We start from the raw sequence: 23734 nt of genomic DNA, 5'->3' as shown, positions 1-23734 counted from the left end.
ACTATATCTTATTCGCGCCGCTTTGAGCACAAAGGAGTGGGGCGCCGTGCGGTTTATTTATTCGCACTGTAAATAACGCATCACCACTTCCACCGTCATTTGTCGGTAGTGGGCCAATTTTTCTTCCGCCGTGCGGTTGCCTTCAAATAAGGTATCGAACGTATATTGGTTGGCGGCGTGGTGAAAACACAGGGCGCTGATAATACGGTGCACATCGCGCGCGTTCATTTTTTCGGAGAATAATCCCGACCGTTTACCCCGCTGTAAAATATCCTCCAGCGTCTGCAGCGCGCTGATATTGAGTAATTTCAACTTTTCCGACTGGCGGGCGTACTGACCGCGCTGCATGTTTTCCAGGCTGACCAGGCGGATAAATGCCGGATGGGCGATGTGATAGTCGAAGTTGGCCTCAATCAGGCGCTGCATGGCGGCCTGCGGCGGCAGCGTCGCCAGATTGAGCGCCATCTCATCCTGGCGGATATGCGCATAGGCGTATTCCAGCACGGCGATATACAGCGACTCTTTATTCTTGAAGTGATAAACCACCATGCGTTTGGTGGTGTCAGCCTGCTCGGCAATGCGCTCCAGGCGCGCGCCCTTCAGGCCTGCCTCGGAGAACTCCGCCAGCGCACTGGCGAAAATACGTTGCTTCAGCCCTTCGGGGTCATTTTTGCGGGTGTTTTTTGCGGATGTTTCGCGAGGTGTGCTCAAAATAGGCTCCGTAAAGTATGCCGTCGCGGCGGGCTATTGCTGGCGTCGTGCGCGGGAGGTCAGCCGCCACTGTAAAATCCGGCGGACAAAAGTGCAAATTTCACCGCGGCGGCAGGAATAAAAACGCCGCCCGGAGGGCGGCGTTACAGCGTTCAGTTTGGTATTCAGGACTTCTTTCAGGTCAGCTGTTGTTGGTCAACACCCGCCGCGCTTCGTGGTAGCGCTTGTTCCAGTAAACGTTGGACAGTTTGGAAATCATCACGCCATTGCTGGTCGACGCATGAACGAACTGATCGTTACCCAGATAGATGCCGACATGGCGACCGGTGGAACCGGAACGGAACAGTACCAGGTCGCCCGGACGCAGCTTGCTACGCTGCACTCTCTTGCCCATATCTTCCTGCTGATAGGTTGAGCGCGGCAGATCCATGCCGAACTGCTCGCGGAAGGTGCGTTGCACAAAGGCAGAGCAGTCGATGCCGCGTTTGCTTTCGCCGCCCAGACGGTAGCGAACGCCTTTCCAGTCGGCATACTGGTCCAGAATTTTTGACTTGATGTCAACATTACGCACCATGGCCTCGAATTCATCCTGAGAGGCTTGCAGTAAAAGACCGTCTTTGTCATTAACTGCACGCATCTCAGTTTGCGCGCTATCCGGATTGGCCGTGTGAGTCGAACTACATGCGGAGAGCAGGACCGCTGCCGCCATTGCGGGTACCAACCGCAACATGTATCTCAGAAAAGGTTGAGATTTGACCATTGTTCTCGAATTCCCTTGAAGTCCTTAACGACGAATGTCGCTACCTGAAAAATGCCAAACTGAACGAGGCTGAGCCGCATCCCGGTTTATCAGCCATCGGAAAACGGCAAAAAAATGTGCTGTAACGCACACTTTTCACGGTTTTAATACCGAAAAGTGATAAAACGGGCGCAAACGTTAAAGAGATTACCGGAAGATATAGGGGATTGCGAGCCTTTTTCTCTGACTTTTTTGTGTGAGTTCGCGATGTAACATAATGTAAAACTTCAGATAAAAAAAACCAAACCTGCTCAGGCGATTTTGACGAGTAACGACGGGGCGAAATAAGGCCGGAGGCGGGGGCAAAGATGCGGATAATTTGACGGAGATTTCCCCCGCAGCGGATGCGTTGCGGGGGAAGATAACGTTGACTTATGACCGGCCCGGGCGGTGTTTGCCGGGCAACAGGCGATTTAACCCGTCAATCAGGGCGTCGCTGGCCGGCGTCATCAGCCACCAGCTGGCGCCGACCAGCACCACGGACAGCGAACCGACCGCAATATCGGTGAACCAGTGCGCGCCGATCATCACCCGCGGCAGCGAAAATACCACAACGATCGCCAGGGCGACCATAAAGGCCCAGACGCTAAAGTAACGCAGCATAAAGCAGGCGAAAATAATCAGCATCATGCCGTGGTCGCCGGGAAAACTGTCGCTGGAGGCATCTTTGGTCGGGATGCCGGTCAGCTCGCTGACGCGATTGATATTGTCAAAGGTCAGAGTCGGACTGGGGTGTTTTACCGGCAGCAGGTGCCCTAACTGGTTCAGCACCACCGCAGTCAGCAGCATCACCACGCCGGTCACCAGCAAACGACGGCGGCCGCTGGCGTCCTGTTTCAGATAAAAATGGAGATACAGCAGCCCCATGGCGATCAGTGAAATGCCGTCAAAGGCGCGGTTATTGGTAATGGCGACCAGGTGCAAAAACGTTGGGTCGCTGGCCAGGTGCTGGTTAAAGAAGAAGAAAATGGCCGAATCCATTTTAAACCACAGCCCGTGGTTGGCAGGTAAATACCAGGACAAAAATAAGGCGATGCCCAGGATATTAAGGAGCAGAATACGGGGAAGATTACGGCGCGTCATGAAATAACCTGTGTCGATAGTCAGAAAACGATAATAACGGTAAAGCCGTCAGCCTAAACGAATCTTAAACAAAGCCGATTGCAGCGCATTCCAGTCGGCATCCTCGCTGTGAATCAACTCAATGCGGCTATCCAGCGGCGGCGCGGGGCGGGTTTCAATACTCAGATCCTGCCCCTGACGGTTGATCACCAGCGTGCCTTCAGCGATGCGCACTACGCCTTTGGCGCGGTCAACCGGCGCCAGTCGGATCCACTCCATCATGCCGATGGTGTCAAACTCGGTATCGCCGTCAAAAATCCAGCCGCAGGCGGTGTAGCCTTGCCCCTGGTTCAGCGCCCGGCGCCAGCGCGCGTTGGACGGCAGACGCAATGCGGCCAGCCCCTGCGTCGCGGCGTGCGCATGGTGATGTTGTCCATCGGGTAATTCCGCGTGGTTGGTGCGCGGCAGGTCGAGCAGCGCGACGTCCATCTGCCCGCGCTCAATCTGGTATACCGGCCGGCCGGCGGCGGCATTTTCCTGCCAGCTTTGCAGCGCGTCGCGATCGGCGTCCTGCCAGACGTCGCGTTTGTTCGCCATAATCAGGTCGGCGGCTGCCAGCTGATCGCGGAAGTTTTCATTATCGCGGTAGCGCGTTTCCCGTAGCTGGCGTGCGTCCAGCAGACAAACCGTGGCGCGCAGATCGATCCAGCCGCCGTAGGTTTCCTGCGTCAGCAACGACAGGATCTGCTTCGGGTGGCCGAGCCCGGTGGGTTCAATCAGCAGCCGATCGGGTTTAGCCTGCTGCAGCAACATGTTCAGCCCGACCTGCATCGGCAGCCCGTTGACACAGCACATACAGCCACCGGGGATCTCTTTCAGCACGGCGCCGGAATCGGCCAGCAGCGCACCGTCAATTCCGATTTCTCCAAACTCATTGACCAATACCGCCCAGCGTTCATTTTCCGGCTTATTCGCCAACAGATGACGAATGGTGGTGGTTTTGCCGCTGCCGAGAAAGCCGGTGATCAGGTTGGTTTTCGTCATAAATAGATTCCTGATGTTAATTTATTTAACAGTACAATTATTGAACATTATTGATGGGATTATCGGCGGCCATCCCGGGCACGTGTGCTGAATCACAAATATTGCAGATAAAAATGCGCCTTTCTGGTTTCAAAATCCATCTTGCGATACAAGAAATTTCCTAAGGAAAATCATTACATTCAGTGTGTTTTTTGTTGTTATTAGCTTGTTTTTCTTCTGTTAATTGAGCAAGCAGTCGACAAAGTTCACGTCTGTTCTTGAGATTATTCCCAAGGATATCTCCTATGTTTAAATTGGCTTAATAAAAATATGAGGTGGCCATGAATACCCATAGGTTTGTCACTGCCGTAGGCGCATTGTGTTTATGGATGGCGGCCGGCGATGTCGGTGCGCTCGGCGGCACCGTCCATTTTATTGGTGCAGTGGTGGAAAGCCCTTGCGAGCTGAATATTACGGCAACGGCGGCGCGGACGGAATGTTATCGTAACGGGCGCGACTATCAAAGCCTGCAGCACACCCTGCCAAACTTCGATACTACACGCAAAGAACTGCCGCGGAATTTAGGCACTACAGAAATTCGCTGGGTGGACCAGCAGCAGCAACTCGCCATGATGACGGTGGACTATCGTTAACGTCCGGCCATGCCGGGAGCAGTCGCCCGGCATGGCCGATTGTTCTTATTCCCCTTTACTGACCCACGCTTGCACCGTCTGGCGCGCGCCGCGATCGCGCAGCGACAGATAGGCCTGCGTCACCGCTTCGACAAATGCCTGGCTCTCCGGCAAGGCCTCGCCGAAAATGGCGTTTAACGCCAGCAGCGCCTGTACCCGGCGTTCGTCGTCCGGCGTGCTGCCGACCACCTGCTGCAGGGTGCTCAGCATCGGGTCGCGAATGTCTATCGGTTGCCCGGCGTCGTCAATGCCGCCGACATAGCGCATCCAGCCTGCAACGCCCAGCGCCAGGCCGGTATAATCGCCGCCGTGCGCCAGGTGCCAGCGCACGGAATCCAGCATACGCTGTGGCAGTTTTTGCGAGCCGTCCATGGCGATCTGCCAGGTGCGGTGCTGCAGCGCCGGGTTGCTGTAACGTTCGATCAGCTGGTCGGCATAGGCGGCGAGATCGATACCGCTGACGCTGAGCGTCGGCGCCTGTTCCGCCAGCATCAGCCGGCGGGCGGCCTGACGGTAGCTGGCGTCGGTCATACAGTCATTGATATGTTGATACCCGCCAAGATAGCCGAGGTAGGCGAGGAAGGAGTGGCTGCCGTTCAGCATACGCAGCTTCATCTGTTCGAACGGCAGCACATCGTCCACCAGTTGTGCGCCGGCGACCTCCCACTCGGGGCGGCCGGCGACGAAATTGTCTTCCACCACCCACTGAATAAACGGCTCGCAGGCGATGGCGCACTCGTCGTTGACGCCGCCCAGCGCGGTTGCAATTTCATCCAGCGTTTCCGGCGTGGCCGCCGGCACGATGCGATCGACCATGGTGCTGGGGAAGGTGACCTGCTCCGCGATCCATTCCGCCAGGTCGGCATCGCGCGCCTGCGCCAGATCGATCACCGCATGGCGCACGACGGGGCCGTTTTCCGGAATATTATCGCAGGACAATACGGTAAATGGCGGCAGGCCGCGCTGACGGCGCAGGCGCAGGGCTTCAACCAGCAGTCCCGGCACGCTGCTCGGCTGGCCGGGGTTGGCCAGATCGTCGCGAATCGCCTGATGCTGCAGATCCAGTCGTCCGCTGCCGGGTTCGATGCAGTAGCCTTTTTCGGTGATGGTCATGGACACGATCGCCACCTGCGGTTCGGCGAGTTTTTCCAGCACCGCCTCCACGCCTTCCAGTTTACGGTGGACGCTTTCATGCACCGCGCCGATGACGATCGCCTGATTACCGGCAGCGCCTTTTTCCAGCACCGTATAACGGTGATCCTGCCGGCGCAGCGTTTCAAACAGCTTGTCGCCGCTGAACTGGCTGATTTCACACAGCCCCCAGTCGCCGCCCTGACGGTTAAGCACCCGGTCGGTCAGTAATGCCTGATGAGCGCGGTGAAATGCGCCGAAGCCGATATGCACGATGCGGCTGCGCAGGGCGCTGCGGTCGTAGGTCGGCTGTTGGACATCGGCGGGAAGCGGCTGGTTGGCGATCGTGTTCATGCAAAGCTCCGTAGCAAAGTAAAAGGCTGGCCGGCAGCGCTAAAGCTATCAGACCAGTTGGCCGTGCGTTATCGGTGAGGCTGCGTGCGGACGGCATTGCATCCAGAGTGCCATAGCCGCCGCTGCAACGTTAGTCATTACGCCGCTGTCATGGCAAATAAACTGGGAAGCGTGAGATGGATCAATCAAACGAAGTTTGCATTTTGACAGCCGGCTACGAAAGAGTAAGTTAAAGATGAATGACATCTATCGCAAGTTGGTATAACAACATTCTCTAAAATATGCGATCAGCCTCACTACCGGCGATCGGCAAGCGCAATAAGGATACGGTATGGAACAAACGTGGCGTTGGTACGGGCCGAATGACCCGGTTTCTCTGGATGATGTGCGTCAGGCAGGCGCCAGCGGCGTGGTGACGGCGTTGCACCATATTGCCAACGGGGAGGTGTGGCCGGTCGACGAGATCAAGGCGCGTCAGGCGCTGCTGGCGGAGAAGGGGCTGGTCTGGTCGGTGGTGGAAAGTATCCCGGTGCATGAGGATATTAAAACCCAGCGCGGCGATGCTGCACGCTACATTGCCAACTATCAGCAGTCGCTGCGTAATCTGGCGGCCTGCGGTATCGATACCGTGTGCTACAACTTTATGCCGATCCTTGACTGGACGCGCACCGATCTGGCGTATCAATTGCCGGACGGCTCCAAGGCGCTGCGTTTCGATCAGATCGCTTTCGCCGCCTTCGATCTGCATATTCTGCAGCGCGCCGGCGCGGAACAGGATTACAGCGCCGAGGAACAGACGCAGGCGCAGGCGTATTTCGCCGCGATGAGCGAGGCGGACATCGCCAAACTGACCGGTAATATTATCGCCGGTTTGCCGGGGGCGGAGGAGGGCTACACGCTTGAGCAGTTCCGCGCGCGTCTGGCCGAGTATGACGGTATTGATAAGGCGCAGCTGCGGCAGAATATGGCCGTCTTCCTGCAGGCGATCGTGCCGGTGGCGGAAGAGGTGGGCATTCGTCTGGCGGTGCACCCGGACGATCCGCCGCGTCCGATCCTCGGCCTGCCGCGCATCGTCTCCACCATTGAGGATATGCAGTGGCTAAAAGCGTGCGTCGACAGCCTCCATAACGGCTTCACCATGTGTACCGGCTCTTACGGCGTGCGCGCCGATAACGATCTGGTCAAGATGATTGAAACCTTCGGCGATCGCATTCACTTCACCCACCTGCGCGCTACCTGCCGCGAAGAGAACCCGAAAACCTTCCACGAGGGCGCGCACCTGCAGGGGGATGTCGATATGGTGGCGGTGATTGAGGCGATCCTGAGCGAAGAGCAGCGGCGGCTGCGCGCCGGCGACCGCCGGCCGATTCCGATGCGTCCGGACCACGGCCATCAGATGCTGGATGATTTGCGTAAGAAAACCAACCCCGGCTATTCGGCCATTGGTCGCCTGAAAGGGCTGGCGGAAATCCGCGGCGTGGAGTTGGCGCTCAAACGATGCTTTTTCCCGGACCTCTTGCCGTAAAAGGTCGGGGGAAAACCCAATGGATTTCAAGTCGCAGCCAGGCGGCAAGTCCGTGAATCCCCGGGAGCTTACATCAGTAAGTGACTGGGGTGAGCGGACGTAGCCAACGACGCTGCGGCTTGAAAGACGCAGGGTTTTTAGTCGGCACGGCTCATGTAGCGCCGCTCGGCGATATGAATTCTGATCTTGTCACCGTTGCTCAGATACTCCGGCACGTGGATCACCAGGCCGGTAGCCATGGTCGCCGGTTTGTTGCGCGCGCTGGCGGAAGCGCCCTTGATGCCCGGCGCGGTGTCGACGATTTCCATATCCACGGTCTGCGGCAGTTCCAACGCCAGCACCTGGCCGTCCAGCGTCAGTACCTGCATCCCCGGCAGGCCGCCTTCCGGAATAAACAGCAGTTCGTCTTCTATCTGCTCTTTTTTGAAGATATATGGCGTGTAATCTTCTTCGTCCATAAACACGTACTCTTCACCGTCGATGTAAGAGAAGGTCACCTTACGGCGCGACAGCGAGATGGTGTCGAGGATATCGTCGCCTTTGAAGCGTTCTTCTACTTTCAGCCCGGTGCGCACGTCGGAGAAGCGCATTTTGTACAGCGTGCTGGCACCGCGTGCGCTCGGGCTTTGTACGTCGATATCTTTCACCAGCAGCAATTTACCGTTGTGGTTGATCGCCATGCCGCGTTTAATTTCGTTAGCTCTTGCCATAAAAATAAACCTGTTTGTGAGGAGTCTTGGGAAGTTGCGACAAGTTACTCGCGCCGCGGCTTGCAGGCAAGTATCGCGCGCTAAAATAAAACGGCGAAAAGGCGGGGCGGCGCGCCGTCCCGCCGGCAGGGTTATTTAAATTCAGGCAGCATGCCCAGCAGCGCCAGACAGTGTGCGACGGCGTTAATCAGGCCGAACAGAATAATAAAGGCAATCATGCCGCGGCCGCCGGGCGCACGATAGTCTGACTGCGCGAAGCGGCGGCGGCTGGCGCGCGCCATCAGCGCCGGCACGATCACCGCCCACACCGTCGCCGCCAGGCCGGCAAAGCCGATGGCGTACAGGAAACCGTTCGGGAACAGCAGGGCCGCCAGCGTTGGCGGCGCGAAGGTCACCAGCGCGCTTTTGGCTCGTCCGCAGCCGTCGTCGCTGAATTTGAAAAAGTCGGCAATATAGTCAAACAGGCCGAGCGATACGCCGAGGAATGAACTGGCCAGCGCCATATAGGAGAACACGTTCAGCAGCTGGCTGACGGTCTGGCTGCTGCTGTTGCCCATCTGCTTCAGCAGGCTGCCGATATTGCCGCCTTCGGCGATCACCTGTTTAAAGGCGTCGCGCGCGATATTGCCCTGAATCACATATTGCCACAGGATGTAAATCGCCAGCGCCAGCAGCGTGCCGTACACCAGGCTGCGTACCACCGCGCGGCTGTCTTTATGGTAATACTTCACCAGCCCCGGCACGTTGCCGTGATAGCCGAACGATGTCAGCAGATAGGGCAGCGCGGCCAGCGCATACGGCATGTAGCTGGCGTCGCTGTTATGCAGATCGAACAGCACCGCCGGCTGCACCTGAGTGAACATATTGCCGACCGACAGCGCGAAGGTAATCACCATGCCGCCGATAAGAATGGTGCTGAGCCGGTCGACGGCGCGTGTCGACAGCCAGACGATAAACGCCACCAGCACGGCAAACACCAGGCCGGCGCCGGTCTGGCCCGCGCCGACGCTGTTCCCCAGCGTATGGGCGATAATCGAGCCGCCGGCGGAAATATAGGCGTAGGTCAGAATATACAGCACGAAGGCGATCGACAGGCCGTTGATACCGCTCCAGACGTTGCCGAGCAGATCTTTGACCACGGTATGGAAGCTGGCGCCGGCCGGGTAGTGCAGCGTGGCTTCCAGGATCATCAGGCCGGAAATCAGCATACAGGCCCAGGTATAAATCAGCAGCGCGACCGAACCGCTGAACCATACGCCGGAAGTTACAATAGGGATGGAGAACATACCGGCGCCGACGGCGGTGCCGGCAATGATCATGGCGCCGCCAAGTACTGAGGGGCGGGAAATTTTCTGGATACTGTCCGCAGACATACTGGCTCCTGGTGTGGCCGTTTAGCGCGCTGGTTCTTTTGTACTAGCGTGATGGTACGCGGTGGTGAGGTGCATGTAAAGGGCTTATTACGCATAAAGAGTGCATGATTGGCGGGCAACCTGGCGCTATCTTGCATACCGAACCGAGTCAGCGGCGCTGACATCGCATTGTGCCCGCAGTGGTTACCGGATGCCGACGCAGCGCGCCGCCGCCATCCGCGCAATAAAACTCAGGGGGCTGTATCGCTGCCGGGGCGCTTCTGGTATCGTCGCGCCTTTACCGTTACTGGGAGTTGCGTATGGAATGCCGTATTGATTGTGGGGCCTGTTGTACCGCGCCTTCCATATCCAGCCCGATACCGGGCATGCCGGATGGCAAGCCGGCCAATACTCCTTGTATCCATTTGGATGAGCGCCTGCGCTGCGGGTTGTTCCACTCGCCATTGCGCCCGAAAGTCTGCGCCGGTCTGCAGCCCAGCCGCGAGATGTGCGCCGACAGCCGGGATGAGGCGCTGATCTATCTTACTCGCCTGGAGGCGGACACCGCCCCTTAACATGTTCAGTGTGCGGCAGATAAAAAACGGGGGGCCGTCACCAGCGCCCCGTGATTCTCTGCCCTCTAATGCCGCATCAGGCGCCGGCCGGCACCGCATGCGCGGTGTTTTTCGGCGGTTCTCCCTGATACTTCTCGATCTCCAGCTGCGCCATCTGGCCGCAGTTGCCCTGCGCCAGGCTGGAGGTGCCGATATCGAACGTCAGACAGTTGACGTTGCCGTTCTTGCAGAGGGAGCCAGGCTGCGACGGATCGGCCGGATCGAACCAGGCTCCTTCGCTGATGCGCACCGCACCCGGACGCACGTCTTCGCTGACCCGCGCGCCGACCAGGATCTGGCCGCGGTCGTTAAAGGCGCGCACCAGATCGCCCTCGCTGATGCCGCGCGCCTTGGCGTCCTGCGGGTTGATCATGATCGCTTCGCGGTCGGCCACGGCAAGTTTCAGGCGCAGCGGCGTATTATCGAGCTGCGAATGCAGGCGGTTGGCCGGGTGCGCGGTATTCAGCGACAGCGGGTATTTTTCCGCTTCCGGCCCGCGATACCATTCGTGCGGCGGCATCCAGCTCGGCATGCCGCGGCAGTCCTGATAGTGCATTTTGGCGATGGCGTCGGAGTAGATTTCTATCTTGCCGGACGGCGTGCCGAGCGGGTTCAGCAGCGGGTTTTCCCGGTAGTCGGCAAAGCGCACCCACTGGGTGTTGGCCTCCGGCACCGGGAAGCGCACATAGTTGTTGGACTGCCAGAACATATCGAACGGCGGCAGGGCGACGCGGGCGTTGCGCGCCTGCTGTTTCATATCGTCATACATGCCTTTCAGCCACTGGGTTTCGTCTTTGCCTTCGGTAAAGGCTTCCTGCACACCCAGCTTGGCCGCCATGGCGGCGAAGATATCAAAATCACTGCGCGCCTCGTGCTGCGGCGGTACGCACTGGTGCATCGGGAACACATACAGCTGCGAATAGTCGCCGCCCATTTCCAGGTCGTTGCGCTCATAGCTGGTGGTGGCCGGCAGTACGATATCGGCATATTTGGCGGTGGCGGTCCAGTACGGTTCGTTGACCACGATGGTGTCCGGCCGCTGCCAGGCCTTGATCAGATTGTTGGTGTCCTGATGCTGGTGGAAGGTGTTGCCGCCCGCCACATACACCATCTTCACTTCCGGATAGGTGACGTCTGCGCCGTTGAACTGAATGGTTTTGCCCGGATTGGCCAGGCAGTCGGCGATGCGCGCCACCGGAATCGGCGTCGGCGAGTTGCGCGGGGCGTTGCCGGCGGAAATCCCGGCGACGATGCCGCCTTTGGCCGTCGGGCTGCCGCCGGAGGAGTAGTGATAGCTGAAGCCGAAGCCGCCGCCCGGCAGGCCGATCTGGCCGAGCATTGCCGCCACGGTCACCAGCAGCCAGTGCTGCTGTTCGCCGTGGTGCTGGCGCTGAATGCCCCAGCCGCCCATGATCATGGTGCGGTGGCCGGCCATATCGCGCGCCAGTTGGCGCAGCGCCTCGGCTTCCACGCCGCAGATATCGGCGGCCCAGTCGGCAGTTTTAGCGACGCCGTCGTCATCGCCCAGCAGGTAGGCGCTGAATTTGTCAAAGCCAACGGTATAGGTGTTCAGGAAGTCGGCGTTATGCAGCTTTTCCGTCAGCAGGGTGTGGGCGATGCCGAGCAACATCGCGCCGTCGGTATAGGGACGCGGGGCGATCCACTGCGCATTGACGAATTTGGCGCTGTCGCTGTGCACCGGGTCGATACTGATGACGCGGGTGCCTTTCTGCTTCAGCGCGGCAAAACCGGTCTGGCCGTAATGGTCCGGCACGTTCCAGCTGTTTTTCAGCGTCACCATCGGGTTGCAGCCCCACAGAATCACCAGCTGGCTGTGCTCCACCACGTTCGGCCAGGCGGTCTGCTGCTCGTAAACTTCCATCGAGCCGACCACGTGCGACATGATCACCTGCGCTGCACCGGTAGAATAGTCGCCGGCATAGCCGAGGAAGCCGCCGGTCAGGTTCATCAGCCGCTGCAGCAGCGTACGGCTGTTGTGCAGCATGCCGACGCTCTTCCAGCCGTAGGAGCCGGCGTAGATCGACTGCGGGCCGTGATCTTTTTGCAGGCGGGTGATTTCGCCGCACACCAGCTCAATCGCCTTCTCCCAGCTGACGCGCACCCACTCGTCATGGCCGCGCAGATCGGTGCGGCTGCCGGGGCCGCCTTCCAGCCAGCTTTTGCGCACCATCGGGTATTTCACGCGGTTTTCCGCATGCACCTGATAGGGCGCCATGGCGATCAGCTCGTTCGGGTAAGGGTCGTCTTTTACCGGCTGGACGCCGACCATTTTGCCGTCCTGCACGATGGCCTCAAAGGCGCCCCAGTGGGCGCCGGTCAGAATGCCTTTCTGCGCCTGACGCAGCGCCGTAAACTGCGGCAGAGCCTGACTGATGGCCTGCGCCAGCGCGGATTTTGGCCACAGGCCCGCCAGCAGCGGGGCGGCGGCCAGCGCGGTGACACCGGTCAGAAAGCGGCGGCGGCTGAGGGTTAACGGCTGTTGTAAATATTTGCTCATCTTCGTATCTCCCTTAAGACTTGGCCGCCGGTGGCATATCGCTGGCGTGTTTCTGTACGTACTGGGTCAGCACGCGCAATTGTTCCTGCGTCAATGAGGTACGCGGCGCCATGCCTTTGATTACGCCGATCCACTGGTTGGCGTTGAAGCGGTCAAGGGCGGTCAGACCGTGGCAGCCGGTGCAGTTGGCCGACATCATCTCCGCGCTGTAGCGCCAGATTTTTTGCTGGTCATCAATCAGCTGCTTGCGCGGCAGCCAGACCTGCAGGGAAACCTGATGCCAAACCAGGCCGGTTTCCGCATCGGTCAGGGTATCGGTAGTTTTCAGCTGTTTACGCGCCTCTTCACCCAGCAATACGCTGAGGATGCGTTTGCCTTGCGCGGCATAAAATACCTCGCTGACGCCGTCCTGCTGCCAGCCGTCGACCTGGGCCAGCACCTTGTCGCCGTCCTGTTTGATCACGTGCACCTCGGTGGACGGCATCAGGTTGCCGGCGTTGTGGCTATCCTGCGGCTGCAGGAAGAACGGCTCGGTGGCGATGGTGTACAGCGTGGTGGCGCTTGGCGAACTTGCCGCTGCAGCCTGCGCCAGTTCGGCGGCGCCAGCCTGGGTGGTGCCGCTCATATCGGGCAGAATGTGGGCGACGCCTTTATGGCAGTCGATACAGGTTTCGCCCTGTTTGATGGCGACCGGATGCTGCAGACGCGCTTCCGGGCGTTGCGCCGTGATGTCCATGGCGTCAAAGCTGTGGCAGGAGCGGCAGGTGGCGGAATCATTGTCCTTCAACGTCTTCCAGACCGACTGCGCCATCGCCAGTTTATGCGCCTCGTATTTCTCCGGCGTATCGATCACCCCGGTCATTTCGCCATAAATATCTTTGACCGCGCGGATCTTGGTCCATAAATAGTCGATGGGCTGATGTGGCACGTGGCAGTCGGCGCATTCGGCGCGGATGCCTTTAGGGTTCTGGAAGTGTACGCTGCCCTGATATTCCGCCAGGGGCTGCTGCATGCTGTGGCAGGAGACGCAAAATTCGCTGTCGCTGGTTTTATGGAACACGGTGGCGGTGGCGGCCAGCAGCGCCGCGCCCAGCACAATGCCAAGCAGTAACAGCCATAACCATCCCCACCGGCGTCGCTTTTCATTGTTCGTCAGTTTTTTGCTCATAGTAAACCCGCTTATAATGATGAAATGCCCGATAAAAACGCGTTGAAAACCGGCTCTTTCGGCCGTTATAACCGCGAGATTATAAAGGTTATCATTAAAGTCACCTAACACATTAGGGTTATTAGCGGTAAAAGTGACACTTTCAGGAAAAAGCAGCGTGATATATCGCTGATATATCACGCTGTTGTGAACAACGGTGACGAAACAGATGGCGCGGGTATCACGGATTTGTTGCCAAAGCGTGATGTTCGGCGATCAGTGTGGGGCGTGGTAGGCCAGTTGGTGCTGCCAGAGGTAGATCGCCATGCGGCTGGCTTCAAAGTGGGGCTCGGGCAGCGCCTCCGGCCGGCACCAGCGCCATTCGGCACACTTTTCCGGCTCTTTCAGCACCGCTTCGCCGCCGGGGTGTGCGGTGACCAGGCAGATGGATACGGTGTGTTTGCCTTCTTCGCGCCAGGTTTGCAGGTTATTACATACGCCGACAAACTGCGGTGTGGCGATATGCAGCCCGGTTTCTTCCGCCACTTCGCGTTGGGCGCAGCGTTCGAAGCTTTCGCCGGCCTCCAGATGGCCGCCGGGAATCGACCAGTAGGGCGCGTGTCTGCCGCAGCGTTTGCCCACCAAGACTTCCCCCTGTGGGTTGACGATAATCACCCCGATGCCCGTTAACACCGCCATGCTTTTCTCCTTCAGCTAAACTTCAGCAATCTGCCTTTTCCGCCCGTTCGCGCGTGCGGAGCGAGGGAAAAATGTGCGTAAGCTCAAAAATCTATCATATCAAACGCGGCAAAGCTTGCTTTCAGCTAGTGCGCCTCACATATTGATTGAAACGTTTCAGCGTTATCAGACCGATTGTTTTTCGATAGATAACGCTCCTTTTTCTCAATAAAGCTGAAACGATTCAATTCAGCAGGAGAGGAGAACCATGTTCCAGTTGTCACAGCAAGACATCCACTTGGGCGCCGCCGCCGCCGGCGGCAAACAGGATGCCATCCGGCAGGTGGCGGCCGCACTGACCGAGGCCGGCTGCGTCAGCGCCGCCTATGTCGACGGCATGCTGCAGCGCGAGCTGCAAACCTCCACCTTCCTGGGTAACGGCATTGCCATTCCGCACGGCACCACCGACACGCGCGATCTGGTGCTGAACACCGGTGTGCAGGTCTTTCAGTATCCGCAGGGCATTGAGTGGGGTGAAGGCCAGACCGCCTATGTGGTGATCGGCATCGCCGCCCGTTCCGATGAGCACCTGGCGCTGCTGCGTCAGTTGACCCATGTGCTGAGCGATGACAACGTTGCGCAACAGCTGGCGCAGACCACCAGCGCGGAAGAGCTGCGCAGCCTGCTGATGGGCGAGAAACAGGCGGCTGAATTCCAGTTTGACGCTTCGTTGATTGCGCTGGACGTCAGCGCCGACAGCCTGATGACGCTGCAGGCGCTGAACGCCGGCCGTCTGCAAAAGATTGGCGCGGTGGACGCAAACTTCGTCAGCGATGTGATTACCCGCAAGCCGCTGAATTTGGGGCAGGGCATCTGGCTGAGCGACAGCAACGAAGGCAACCTGAGTAGCGCGGCGACGGTCAGCCGCCCGGCACAGGCGTTTACCGAAGACGGCGAGCCGGTAGCGCTGCTGCTGACCGTGGCGGTCGCCGATGAGCAGCCGCTGACGGTGCTGAACTACCTCAGCGATCTGCTGCTGGCGCAAAAAGCTGAACGTCTGCTGAAGGCGGATGCCGCCGGCGTGCTGGCGTTGTTGACCAGTGAGGTGGCGGAACAGAGCGAAGTGCTGACCGCCGAATATGTGATTCGTAACGAACACGGTCTGCATGCCCGTCCGGGCACCGCCTTGGTGAACGTGATCAAACAGTTTAACTGCGATATTACCGTCACCAATCTGGACGGCAGTGGTAAACCGGCCAATGGACGCAGCCTGATGAAAGTGGTGGCGCTGGGGGTGAAGAAAGGTCACCACCTGCGCTTTACCGCCAGCGGAGAAGATGCTGAAGCGGCGCTGACGGCGATTGGTGAAGCCATCGGCAGCGGACTGGGCGAGGGTGTGGCATGAGCAGAAGAGTCGCAACCATTACGTTAAACCCGGCTTACGATCTGGTGGGCTTTTGCCCCGAGATTGAGCGCGGCGAAGTCAACCGGGTGAAAACCGCCGGTCTGCACGCCGCCGGCAAAGGCATTAACGTAGCCAAGGTGCTGAAGGATCTGGGCATCGACGTGACCGTCGGCGGGTTCCTCGGCAAAGATAATCAGGACGGCTTCCAACTGCTGTTCAGCGATTTGGGCATCGCCAATCGTTTTCAGGTGGTGCCGGGCCGCACCCGCATTAACGTCAAGCTGACGGAAAAAGACGGCGAAGTGACCGACTTTAACTTTTCCGGCTTTGAGGTGACGCCGCAGGACTGGGAACGTTTTGTGACGGATTCCCTGAGCTGGCTCGGCCAGTTCGATATGGTGGCGGTCAGCGGCAGCCTGCCGGCCGGCGTGGCGCCGGAAGCCTTTACCGACTGGATGACCCGCCTGCGCACCCAGTGTCCGTGCATTATTTTCGACAGCAGCCGCGAGGCGCTGGTCGCCGGGCTGAAAGCGTCGCCGTGGCTGGTGAAGCCTAACCGCCGCGAACTGGAAATCTGGGCCGGCCGCCCGCTGCCGACGCTGAAGGATGTGGTGGAGGCGGCGCATGCGCTGCGCGATCAGGGCATTGCTCACGTGGTGATTTCTCTCGGCGCCGAAGGCGCGCTGTGGGTGAACGCTTCCGGCGAATGGATCGCCAAGCCGCCGTCCTGCGAAGTGGTCAGCACCGTCGGTGCCGGCGATTCGATGGTCGGCGGGCTGATCTACGGCCTGCTGATGCGCGAATCCAGCGAGCACACCCTGCGCCTGGCGACCGCGGTCGCCGCCCTGGCCGTGAGCCAGAGCAACGTAGGCATCACCGATCGTCCGCAGTTGGCCGCGATGATGGCGCGCGTCGACCTGAAACCTTTTAATCAATAGCAGGAGGCAGAATGAAAACGCTGCTGATAATTGACAGTTCACAGGGGCAGGCGCGCGGGCACCTGGCGCAACGCATGCTCAGCGCTGCGGCGGCCAAAGCCGGCCTGCAGTTGGTTGATGCGCCGGCGGAGGCCGAACTGGTGGTGGTCGCCGGGGCGGCCGTGCCGGCGGACGAAGCGCTGAGCGGCAAGGCCGTGTATCTGGGCGATGTTGAACACGCGGTGCGTGATGCCGACGCCTTCCTGGCGCAGGCCAAACGCGACGCGGCGCCGTATCAGGCGCCGGCCGCCGCGCCGGTTGCGGCGCAGGCCAGCGGACAAAAACGTATCGTGGCGGTGACCGCCTGTCCGACCGGCGTGGCGCACACCTTTATGGCCGCCGAGGCGATTGAAAGCGAAGCGAAGAAACGTGGCTGGTGGGTGAAAGTGGAAACCCGCGGCTCCGTCGGCGCCGGCAATGCCATTACGCCGGAAGAGGTGGCCGAGGCGGATCTGGTGCTGGTAGCCGCTGATATCGAAGTGGATTTGGACAAGTTCGCCGGCAAGCCGATGTACCGCACCTCTACCGGGCTGGCGCTGAAGAAAACCGCGCAGGAGCTGGACAAGGCGCTGGCGGAAGCGGAAGTGTTTCAGCCGCAGAAAGGCGGCGCCGCCCAGTCTGCCGGCGCGCAGAAGAAAGAGGGCAACGGGCCGTATCGCCACCTGTTGACCGGGGTCTCCTATATGCTGCCGATGGTGGTGGCGGGCGGCCTGTGTATTGCGCTGTCCTTTATGTTCGGCATCAAGGCGTTTGAAGAGCCAGGCACGCTGGCGGCGGCGCTGATGCAGATTGGCGGCGGTTCGGCGCTGGCGCTGATGGTGCCGGTACTGGCCGGCTATATTGCCTTCTCCATTGCTGACCGTCCGGGCCTGACGCCGGGCCTGATCGGCGGCATGCTGGCGGTGAGCACCAACGCCGGCTTCCTCGGCGGGATTATCGCCGGTTTCCTGGCGGGCTATGTCGCCAAAGCCATCAGCGGCAAGCTGCGTCTGCCGCCGAGTATGGAAGCGCTGAAACCGATCCTGATCATTCCGCTGTTCGCCAGCCTGATCACCGGTCTGGTGATGATCTATGTGGTTGGTACGCCGGTCGCGAGAATCATGGAAGGCCTGACCCACTGGCTGCAGTCGCTGGGTACGGCGAACGCGGTGCTGCTGGGGGCGATTCTGGGCGCCATGATGTGCACCGATATGGGCGGCCCGGTCAACAAGGCGGCCTACGCGTTTGGCGTGGCGCTGCTCAGTTCCTCGGTCTATGCGCCGATGGCGGCCATTATGGCGGCGGGCATGGTACCGCCGCTGGCAATGGGGCTGGCGACCTTGCTGGCGCGGCGTAAATTCGACAAGTCGCAGCAGGAAGGCGGCAAGGCGGCGCTGGTGCTGGGGCTGTGCTTTATCAGTGAAGGGGCGATTCCGTTTGCGGCGCGTGACCCGATGCGCGTCCTGCCGTGCTGCATCGCCGGCGGTGCGCTGACCGGCGCGCTGTCCATGATGTTCGGCGCCAAGCTGATGGCGCCGCACGGCGGCCTGTTTGTCCTGCTGATCCCGGGCGCGATTTCACCGGTGCTGATGTATCTGCTGGCGATCGTTGCCGGCACGCTACTGGCGGGTATTTCCTACGCGCTGGTCAAACGCGCCGACGTGGCGGTGAAAGCGGAAGCCTGAGTCAGATCTGCGGCCATAAAAAACCGGAAGCCTTTGGCTTCCGGTTTTTTTATCGCTGCGGCCGGTTACTGCTGGGCTTTCAGCCAGGCAATCTCTTCCGCCCAGATATCGGGATTGACGGTTTCAAGGATCAGCGGAATATTATCGAAGCGCGCATCGCGCATAATATAGCTGAACACCGTTTTGCCGATATTGCCTTCTCCCAGACTGTGGTGGCGGTCAACGCGGCTGTTGAACTCGCTTTTCGCATCGTTCAGGTGCATACCGCGCAGATAGTTGAAGCCGACCACCTCTCCCAACTGCTTAAAGGTGTGTTCACACGCTTCTTCGCTGCGCAGGTCATAGCCGGCGGCAAAGGCGTGGCAGGTGTCAATACAGACGCCGACGCGGCTTTTGTCTTCCACGCCGTCGATGATCGCCGCCAGATGCTCGAATTTAAACCCCAGGTTACTGCCCTGGCCGGCGGTGTTTTCAATCACCGCGGTCACGCCTTCAGTCTGATCCAGCACGATATTGATGGATTCGGCGATGCGCGCCAGACACTTGTCTTCATCAATCTGCATCAGATGGCTGCCGGGGTGGAAGTTCAGCAGCGTCAGCCCCAGCTGTTCGCAGCGCTGCATTTCGTCGAGAAAGGCCGCGCGGGACTTCTCCAGCGCTTCGGTCAGCGGGTGCCCCAGATTAATCAGATAGCTGTCGTGCGGCAGAATTTGCCCCGGGCCATAGCCATAACGCGCGCAGGCGCTCTTAAATTTATCAATAACTTCGGCAGACAACGGTGCTGCTTTCCATTGACGCTGATTTTTGGTGAACAGGGCGAACGCGGTCGCCTCTAATTCGTGTGCGCGGATAACCGCCTGATCCACGCCGCCTGACGCGCTGACATGTGCACCGACAAACTTCATTTGCAATCTCCTGTGTTAACCCCGCGCCAGTTCCTGCCGTCTCCTGAGCGAAGCGGTCGAACCGGCGAGGGTGTCGCACTGCCATTATGGCATTGATGGACGGCGGTTTGAATGGCAGGAAGGGGGCAGGCCCGAATTACGGACCTGCCGGGAGGCGATTAGAACAGATGCTGCACGGCCTGGTTAATCACGCCGCCGCCGACAATCAGCCAGATAAACAGCAGGGTTGCCAGCAGAATCGGTTTGACCCCCGCCTGACGTACGGCGCTGATATGGGTGGTGAGGCCCAGCGCCGCCATCGCCATTGCCAGCATCCAGGTGTCGGCGGTAATCAACTGCTGCACCAGCGCGGCCGGCAGCAGGTTGAAGGAGTTGAACCCGGCAACGGCGATAAACAGCACGGCGAACCACGGGATGGTGATGGCGGATTTTTCCGCTTTGCCGGCGCCGCTGCTGCGGCTGATATAGCCTGAAAGCAGCAGCAGGAACGGGGCCAGCATCATCACGCGGATCATCTTGGCGATTACCGCGGCGTTTTCGGCGTCCGGGCCGATGGCATGACCGGCGGCTACCACCTGCGCTACTTCATGAATAGTCGAGCCGGTATAGATACCGAAGGTTTCCTGGCTGAACGGCAGCCACTGATACTGCAGGTTTAAATGGTACAGCCACGGATAGGCGAAGATCGCCAGCGTGCCGAACACCACCACGGTGGATACCGCAACGGCTACCTTGCTGGACTCGGCTTTCAGCACCGGTTCGGTGGCCATGACCGCCGCCGCGCCGCAGATGCTGCTGCCGGCGCCGATCAGCATGGCGGTCTGGCTGTCGATGCCGAACACCTTTTTACCCAGCCAGCAGGCCAGCAGAAAGGTGCTGCTCAGCGTCAGCGCATCGATCAGAATGCCGGTGGCGCCGACGTCGGCGATTTGCTGAAAGGTTAAACGGAAGCCGTACAAGATAATGCCCAGACGCAGCAGGCGCTGTTTCGCCAGTTGTACGCCGGCGTGGCAGCTGGGTTGCAGCCAGGGATACAGCGTATTGCCTATCACGATGCCGAACAAAATGGCCAGCGTCAGCGCGCCGAGGCCCAGCCCGGCTATCCAGGGTACGTCGCCCGCCCAGACGGCGAGCGCGGTTAACGCGGCGGTCAGTGCCAGTCCGGGCACCAGACGCGGCAGGCCCAATAACGGGAAGCGCCGTTCAGGATAGGTTGTTGTTGTTTCAGTCGCCATTGCTCAGGTCCTTTCTCTGATTCTCTGCGGACAAGAGTAGGGCGTGGCGCTATAAAAGAGAAATTGATTATATGGTTATAATCAATCTGAATAAGTGGTAAATAAAAAGGGCCGCACGATGTGCGGCCCCGGTTTTAACGTCGACGTTATTGGAAAAAGAAGTGGTTACTGTTGAGCTGCGCGACGATGCCCTTCGCAACGTAGTTCGCTCCGCTCAGGGTAAAGTGGCCATAATCGAAGGCGGCAGGTTGCCCGCTGGTTGTCATTTCCAGGCAGCGATCTCCCGGACAGATCAAATCGTAAACCGAGATGTAGTTGGTTTTCATCGAGGTAGACAGGGCTTTGAGTTCACTGTCCATCAGTTTACGGCTTTTCACGACGGAACGACTGGCCAGCGCCGGATCGCCATTTTCCTGATAGGCCAACAGTTCCGGCAACGGCCCTTTATACTCTACGGTCGGCCCCAGGATGTAGAAGTTCTTGGTGTGTTGCTTCAGGTAGTTGATGGTGTTGATCAGCGCCGGCTTATCGTGTTCATTCCAACGCGCAGAGACGATGACGCCGTCGATCTTATTATTGATAATCAAATCTTTATAGACATAGTCCATAATGGCGGTGCAGCGGTTGCTGAACTTTTGTTCGGTAACCGGTTTACAGCCGGAGGCGGTGGCCTGCATCAGGTTGACGTTTTCACCCGCCGCCAGGCTGATGGCGCGCCACAGGTGAGCGCCGTGGCTGTCGCCGATCAGTACGACGTTCTTTTTGGTGTCGGACAGTTTCAGGCAGTGCTCTTTGTTGTAATTGCCCGTCGCGCCCACTTCACCATTGATAAAGCATTCGCCGAAGCGGTATTGATAGTTGTATTCGTCGGTGGTGCGGTAATTAATGTAATCGGCAATTTTTAACGAATTATCGGAGAAACTGCCGTTGTCATACTGCCAGTAGCCGATAATCGACGTCAGCGAGGCGGCTAGCACCACGCTGGCGGCTGAAGCGGTAACAATACGTTTTGACGGCACGTTCTTCAGTTTATAGCGGAACGGAATTTCGATCAGATAACGGGAAGCAATCGCCAGAATAAAGGTGCTGGAAAGCACCAGCAGGCTTTTTTGCCACAGCGCGCCGTCAAACAGAATATTGGTATACACGATAATCGGCCAGTGCCAGAGGTACAGGCAGTAAGAGATCATACCGATATACACAATCGGCTTGATTGCCAGGATCTTGTTGATGATGGCATCGCGGCCGGAAATAATAATCAGAAATGCGCCTACACACGGGTAGAGGGCATTATATGACGGGAACTTTTTGGTGGTATCCAACCACAGGAAACCAAATACGATTAGCGCCAACCCCAGCAGGCTTAAAGCGTGGCGGGTTGCAGATTTTTTCAGAAAAGCGGCCTGTTCCAATCCGCCAACCGCCAGCAGGGCGCCGAGCGCCAATTCCCAGGCGCGGGTCGGCAGCATATAAAAAGTCATGCTTGGCTGGAACTTCAACCCCAGCAGGCTGAGCATAAAGGAGCCGATGATAATAAGTACAATCATCATCGTAGTGCGGTTGCGGAAGAATTTTAATGCGGTAAATAAAATAATCGGGAACAGAATATAGAACTGTTCCTCAACCGCCAGCGACCAGGTGTGAAGCAGGGGTTTTAATTCTGCGGGGCCGTCGAAGTAACCGGTTTGACTAAAGAAGAAAAAGTTTGAGGAAAATAACGTTGTGGCCAGCGCGCTTTTTCCCAATTCGGCGACCTGCACAGGTAGCAGAATATGGTAACCGATAACCAGCGTGACGAGTAAAACGACAAATAAAGGGGGGAGAATCCTTAAGCTGCGGCGTTTATAAAAGTCTACGTAAGAAAAATCACCCTTAATATACTCTTGGAAGATAATACCGGAAATTAAATAACCGGATATTACAAAAAATATATCAACACCGGTAAATCCGCCGGGAATGCCAGGAAATCCCATATGGTATGCGATGACCGGCAGAACGGCGAGCGCCCGTAACCCGTCGATATCTGCTCTATATTTCACAATCCCACCTAAAGTAAGCAAAATGATGCGAAAGTATAAGCAAATCGTTAACATTATTTGAAGAGCGTTACAGTCGATTGGGAGTGATAATGTATAAAATAGGATTAAGCTCAGCCTGCCCGGTGCCGGTGCGTCAAGACAGGGCTTGCGAATCCGCGACGCTGCGGTAAGGTTATTCGTCTATTTTGGCCGTTTGCTCCTTCCATTTATTGTACTGAGACCGTTATGCATATCACTTTACGTCAGTTGGCCGTCTTCACCGAGGTGTTGAAAAGCGGCTCCACGACCCAGGCATCGCAGGTCTTGGCGCTGTCCCAGTCGGCGGTGAGCGCCGCGCTGGCCGATCTGGAAGGGCAACTCGGCGTGCAGCTGTTCGACCGGGTAGGCAAGCGGCTGGTATTGAATGAGCACGGCCGTCTACTGTATCCCAAGGCGCTGGCGCTGCTGGAACAGGCGGGTGAGATTGAGCAACTGTTTCGCCACGACGGCGGGGCGCTGCGCATTGCCGCCAGCAGCACCATCGGCAACTATATGCTGCCGGCGATGATGGCGCGCTACCGGCAGGATTTTCCGGCCACGCCGCTGGAGCTGAACGTCGGCAACAGTCAGGACGTGATTAGCGCGGTGGCGGATTTTCGCGTTGACCTGGGGCTGATCGAAGGGCCGTGCCATATGCCGGAACTGGTGACTCAGCCCTGGCTGGAGGATGAGCTGGTGGTGTTTGCCGCGCCCGACAACCCGCTGACCCGGCAGCCGCTGACCCTGACGGCACTGGCCGAAGCGCCGTGGATCCTGCGCGAGCGCGGTTCGGGAACGCGTGAAGTGCTGGACCATCTGCTGCTGGCGCATCTGCCGCATTTCCAACTGGTGATGGAGCTGGGCAACTCTGAGGCCATCAAACATGCGGTGCGTCATGGCATCGGTATCAGCTGTCTGTCACGCCGGGTGATCGCCGAACAGCTGGCGAGCGGCGCGTTGGTGGAACTGCCGGTGCCGCTGCCGCCGATGATCCGTACCCTGTATCTGATCCATCATCGCCAGAAGCATATCTCCAACGCGCTGCAGCGTTTTCTCAGCTACTGTTTGCCGCCTGCCGAAGCATAAAAATCTGTGTTGCGTCACATAACTGACAGGAAGTCAGGGTATTAGGGGTGTTGCTAATAATTGCCTCTGAATTATGAAGCTATCTTATA

At 58.6% G+C, this 23734-nt stretch carries 20 protein-coding genes; 7 read left to right on the top strand and 13 right to left on the bottom strand.

Translation table 11 applies throughout. The annotated features are described in order from the left end of the window. Nucleotides 1-57: 57 nt before the first annotated feature. The 4 genes from CLM71_RS15995 to CLM71_RS15980 form a co-directional block, all read right to left on the bottom strand. Nucleotides 58-711, bottom strand: a complete 654-nt coding sequence (locus tag CLM71_RS15995) for a TetR family transcriptional regulator (RefSeq protein WP_105231864.1) — start codon at nucleotides 709-711, stop codon at nucleotides 58-60. A gap of 181 nt (nucleotides 712-892) precedes the next feature. Beyond that, nucleotides 893-1471 carry a bifunctional murein DD-endopeptidase/murein LD-carboxypeptidase gene (gene mepS, locus CLM71_RS15990; RefSeq protein WP_105231863.1) on the bottom strand — a complete coding sequence of 193 codons (579 nt, stop codon included), beginning with the start codon at nucleotides 1469-1471 and terminating at the stop codon, nucleotides 893-895. A gap of 411 nt (nucleotides 1472-1882) precedes the next feature. Continuing rightward, complete coding sequence (locus CLM71_RS15985; protein ID WP_105231862.1) at nucleotides 1883-2593, bottom strand: phosphatase PAP2 family protein; 711 nt, start codon at nucleotides 2591-2593, stop codon at nucleotides 1883-1885. A 48-nt stretch (nucleotides 2594-2641) separates the two neighbouring features. Next, the gene (locus CLM71_RS15980) at nucleotides 2642-3616 is read right to left on the bottom strand and encodes a GTP-binding protein (protein WP_105231861.1); all 975 of its coding nucleotides are present in this window, start codon (nucleotides 3614-3616) and stop codon (nucleotides 2642-2644) included. Between the two features lie 320 nt (nucleotides 3617-3936). On the opposite strand from CLM71_RS15980, the gene CLM71_RS15975 reads away from it, so the two are divergent. After that, nucleotides 3937-4248 carry a type 1 fimbrial protein gene (locus CLM71_RS15975; RefSeq protein ID WP_105231860.1) on the top strand — a complete coding sequence of 104 codons (312 nt, stop codon included), beginning with the start codon at nucleotides 3937-3939 and terminating at the stop codon, nucleotides 4246-4248. Between the two features lie 45 nt (nucleotides 4249-4293). On the opposite strand, the gene CLM71_RS15970 is transcribed toward CLM71_RS15975, so the two are convergent. Beyond that, on the bottom strand, nucleotides 4294-5772 hold the full coding sequence (locus CLM71_RS15970) for a mannitol dehydrogenase family protein (RefSeq protein ID WP_105231859.1): 1479 nt from the start codon (nucleotides 5770-5772) through the stop codon (nucleotides 4294-4296). A gap of 331 nt (nucleotides 5773-6103) precedes the next feature. Between CLM71_RS15970 and uxuA the strand changes: the two genes are divergently transcribed. Next, the gene (gene uxuA / locus CLM71_RS15965; RefSeq protein WP_105231858.1) at nucleotides 6104-7297 is read left to right on the top strand and encodes a mannonate dehydratase; all 1194 of its coding nucleotides are present in this window, start codon (nucleotides 6104-6106) and stop codon (nucleotides 7295-7297) included. Between the two features lie 137 nt (nucleotides 7298-7434). Here the strand turns inward: uxuA and yeiP are convergent, their stop codons facing one another. Then, nucleotides 7435-8007, bottom strand: a complete 573-nt coding sequence (gene yeiP, locus CLM71_RS15960; RefSeq protein ID WP_105231857.1) for an elongation factor P-like protein YeiP — start codon at nucleotides 8005-8007, stop codon at nucleotides 7435-7437. A gap of 131 nt (nucleotides 8008-8138) precedes the next feature. Beyond that, nucleotides 8139-9380, bottom strand: coding sequence for a tryptophan permease (gene mtr / locus CLM71_RS15955; protein WP_105231856.1), 1242 nt, complete (start codon nucleotides 9378-9380; stop codon nucleotides 8139-8141). A 299-nt stretch (nucleotides 9381-9679) separates the two neighbouring features. Between mtr and CLM71_RS15950 the strand changes: the two genes are divergently transcribed. Beyond that, nucleotides 9680-9934 (top strand): YkgJ family cysteine cluster protein, encoded by a 255-nt coding sequence (locus CLM71_RS15950; protein WP_105231855.1) that lies wholly within the window; start codon nucleotides 9680-9682, stop codon nucleotides 9932-9934. 76 nt (nucleotides 9935-10010) lie between these two features. Here CLM71_RS15950 and torA read toward each other — a convergent pair whose 3' ends face one another. The 3 genes from torA to CLM71_RS15935 all read right to left on the bottom strand — a co-directional run bounded on the left by torA (nucleotide 10011) and on the right by CLM71_RS15935 (nucleotide 14337). After that, nucleotides 10011-12491: a trimethylamine-N-oxide reductase TorA gene (gene torA, locus CLM71_RS15945; RefSeq protein ID WP_105231854.1), complete on the bottom strand. Its 2481-nt coding sequence runs from the start codon at nucleotides 12489-12491 to the stop codon at nucleotides 10011-10013. 13 nt (nucleotides 12492-12504) lie between these two features. Beyond that, complete coding sequence (locus CLM71_RS15940; RefSeq protein ID WP_105231853.1) at nucleotides 12505-13659, bottom strand: NapC/NirT family cytochrome c; 1155 nt, start codon at nucleotides 13657-13659, stop codon at nucleotides 12505-12507. A gap of 255 nt (nucleotides 13660-13914) precedes the next feature. Continuing rightward, nucleotides 13915-14337 carry an NUDIX hydrolase gene (locus CLM71_RS15935; RefSeq protein ID WP_105231852.1) on the bottom strand — a complete coding sequence of 141 codons (423 nt, stop codon included), beginning with the start codon at nucleotides 14335-14337 and terminating at the stop codon, nucleotides 13915-13917. Nucleotides 14338-14584: 247 nt separating this feature from the next. On the opposite strand from CLM71_RS15935, the gene fruB reads away from it, so the two are divergent. Genes fruB through fruA form a run of 3 tightly spaced genes read left to right on the top strand, consistent with a single transcriptional unit; the run spans nucleotide 14585 to nucleotide 18362 of the window. After that, complete coding sequence (fruB, locus tag CLM71_RS15930) at nucleotides 14585-15721, top strand: fused PTS fructose transporter subunit IIA/HPr protein (RefSeq protein ID WP_105231851.1); 1137 nt, start codon at nucleotides 14585-14587, stop codon at nucleotides 15719-15721. Next, the gene (gene fruK, locus CLM71_RS15925) at nucleotides 15718-16659 is read left to right on the top strand and encodes a 1-phosphofructokinase (RefSeq protein WP_105231850.1); all 942 of its coding nucleotides are present in this window, start codon (nucleotides 15718-15720) and stop codon (nucleotides 16657-16659) included. Before fruB ends, fruK begins: the two co-directional genes overlap by 4 nt. An 11-nt stretch (nucleotides 16660-16670) precedes the next feature. After that, entirely contained in the window at nucleotides 16671-18362 is a 1692-nt protein-coding gene (gene fruA / locus CLM71_RS15920; protein ID WP_105231849.1) for a PTS fructose transporter subunit IIBC, read from the top strand. 65 nt (nucleotides 18363-18427) lie between these two features. On the opposite strand, the gene nfo is transcribed toward fruA, so the two are convergent. From nfo to CLM71_RS15905, 3 genes are all read right to left on the bottom strand, one after another. Next, entirely contained in the window at nucleotides 18428-19267 is an 840-nt protein-coding gene (gene nfo, locus CLM71_RS15915; RefSeq protein WP_105231848.1) for a deoxyribonuclease IV, read from the bottom strand. Between the two features lie 158 nt (nucleotides 19268-19425). Further along, nucleotides 19426-20502: a YeiH family putative sulfate export transporter gene (locus tag CLM71_RS15910; RefSeq protein ID WP_105231847.1), complete on the bottom strand. Its 1077-nt coding sequence runs from the start codon at nucleotides 20500-20502 to the stop codon at nucleotides 19426-19428. A 146-nt stretch (nucleotides 20503-20648) separates the two neighbouring features. Next, on the bottom strand, nucleotides 20649-22595 hold the full coding sequence (locus CLM71_RS15905; RefSeq protein WP_234008589.1) for an acyltransferase family protein: 1947 nt from the start codon (nucleotides 22593-22595) through the stop codon (nucleotides 20649-20651). Nucleotides 22596-22766: 171 nt separating this feature from the next. Here CLM71_RS15905 and yieE point away from each other — a divergent pair, with 171 nt between their 5' ends. Continuing rightward, nucleotides 22767-23645 carry a DNA-binding transcriptional regulator YeiE gene (gene yieE / locus CLM71_RS15900; protein ID WP_105231845.1) on the top strand — a complete coding sequence of 293 codons (879 nt, stop codon included), beginning with the start codon at nucleotides 22767-22769 and terminating at the stop codon, nucleotides 23643-23645. Nucleotides 23646-23734 lie beyond the last annotated feature (89 nt).

Origin of the sequence: Serratia sp. MYb239 (assembly GCF_002966855.1) — a bacterium.
GTDB classification, from domain to species: domain Bacteria; phylum Pseudomonadota; class Gammaproteobacteria; order Enterobacterales; family Enterobacteriaceae; genus Serratia_B; species Serratia_B rhizosphaerae.
Note: the sequence above shows the minus strand (reverse complement) of the source record. Positions and strands in the feature narration are given on the sequence as shown.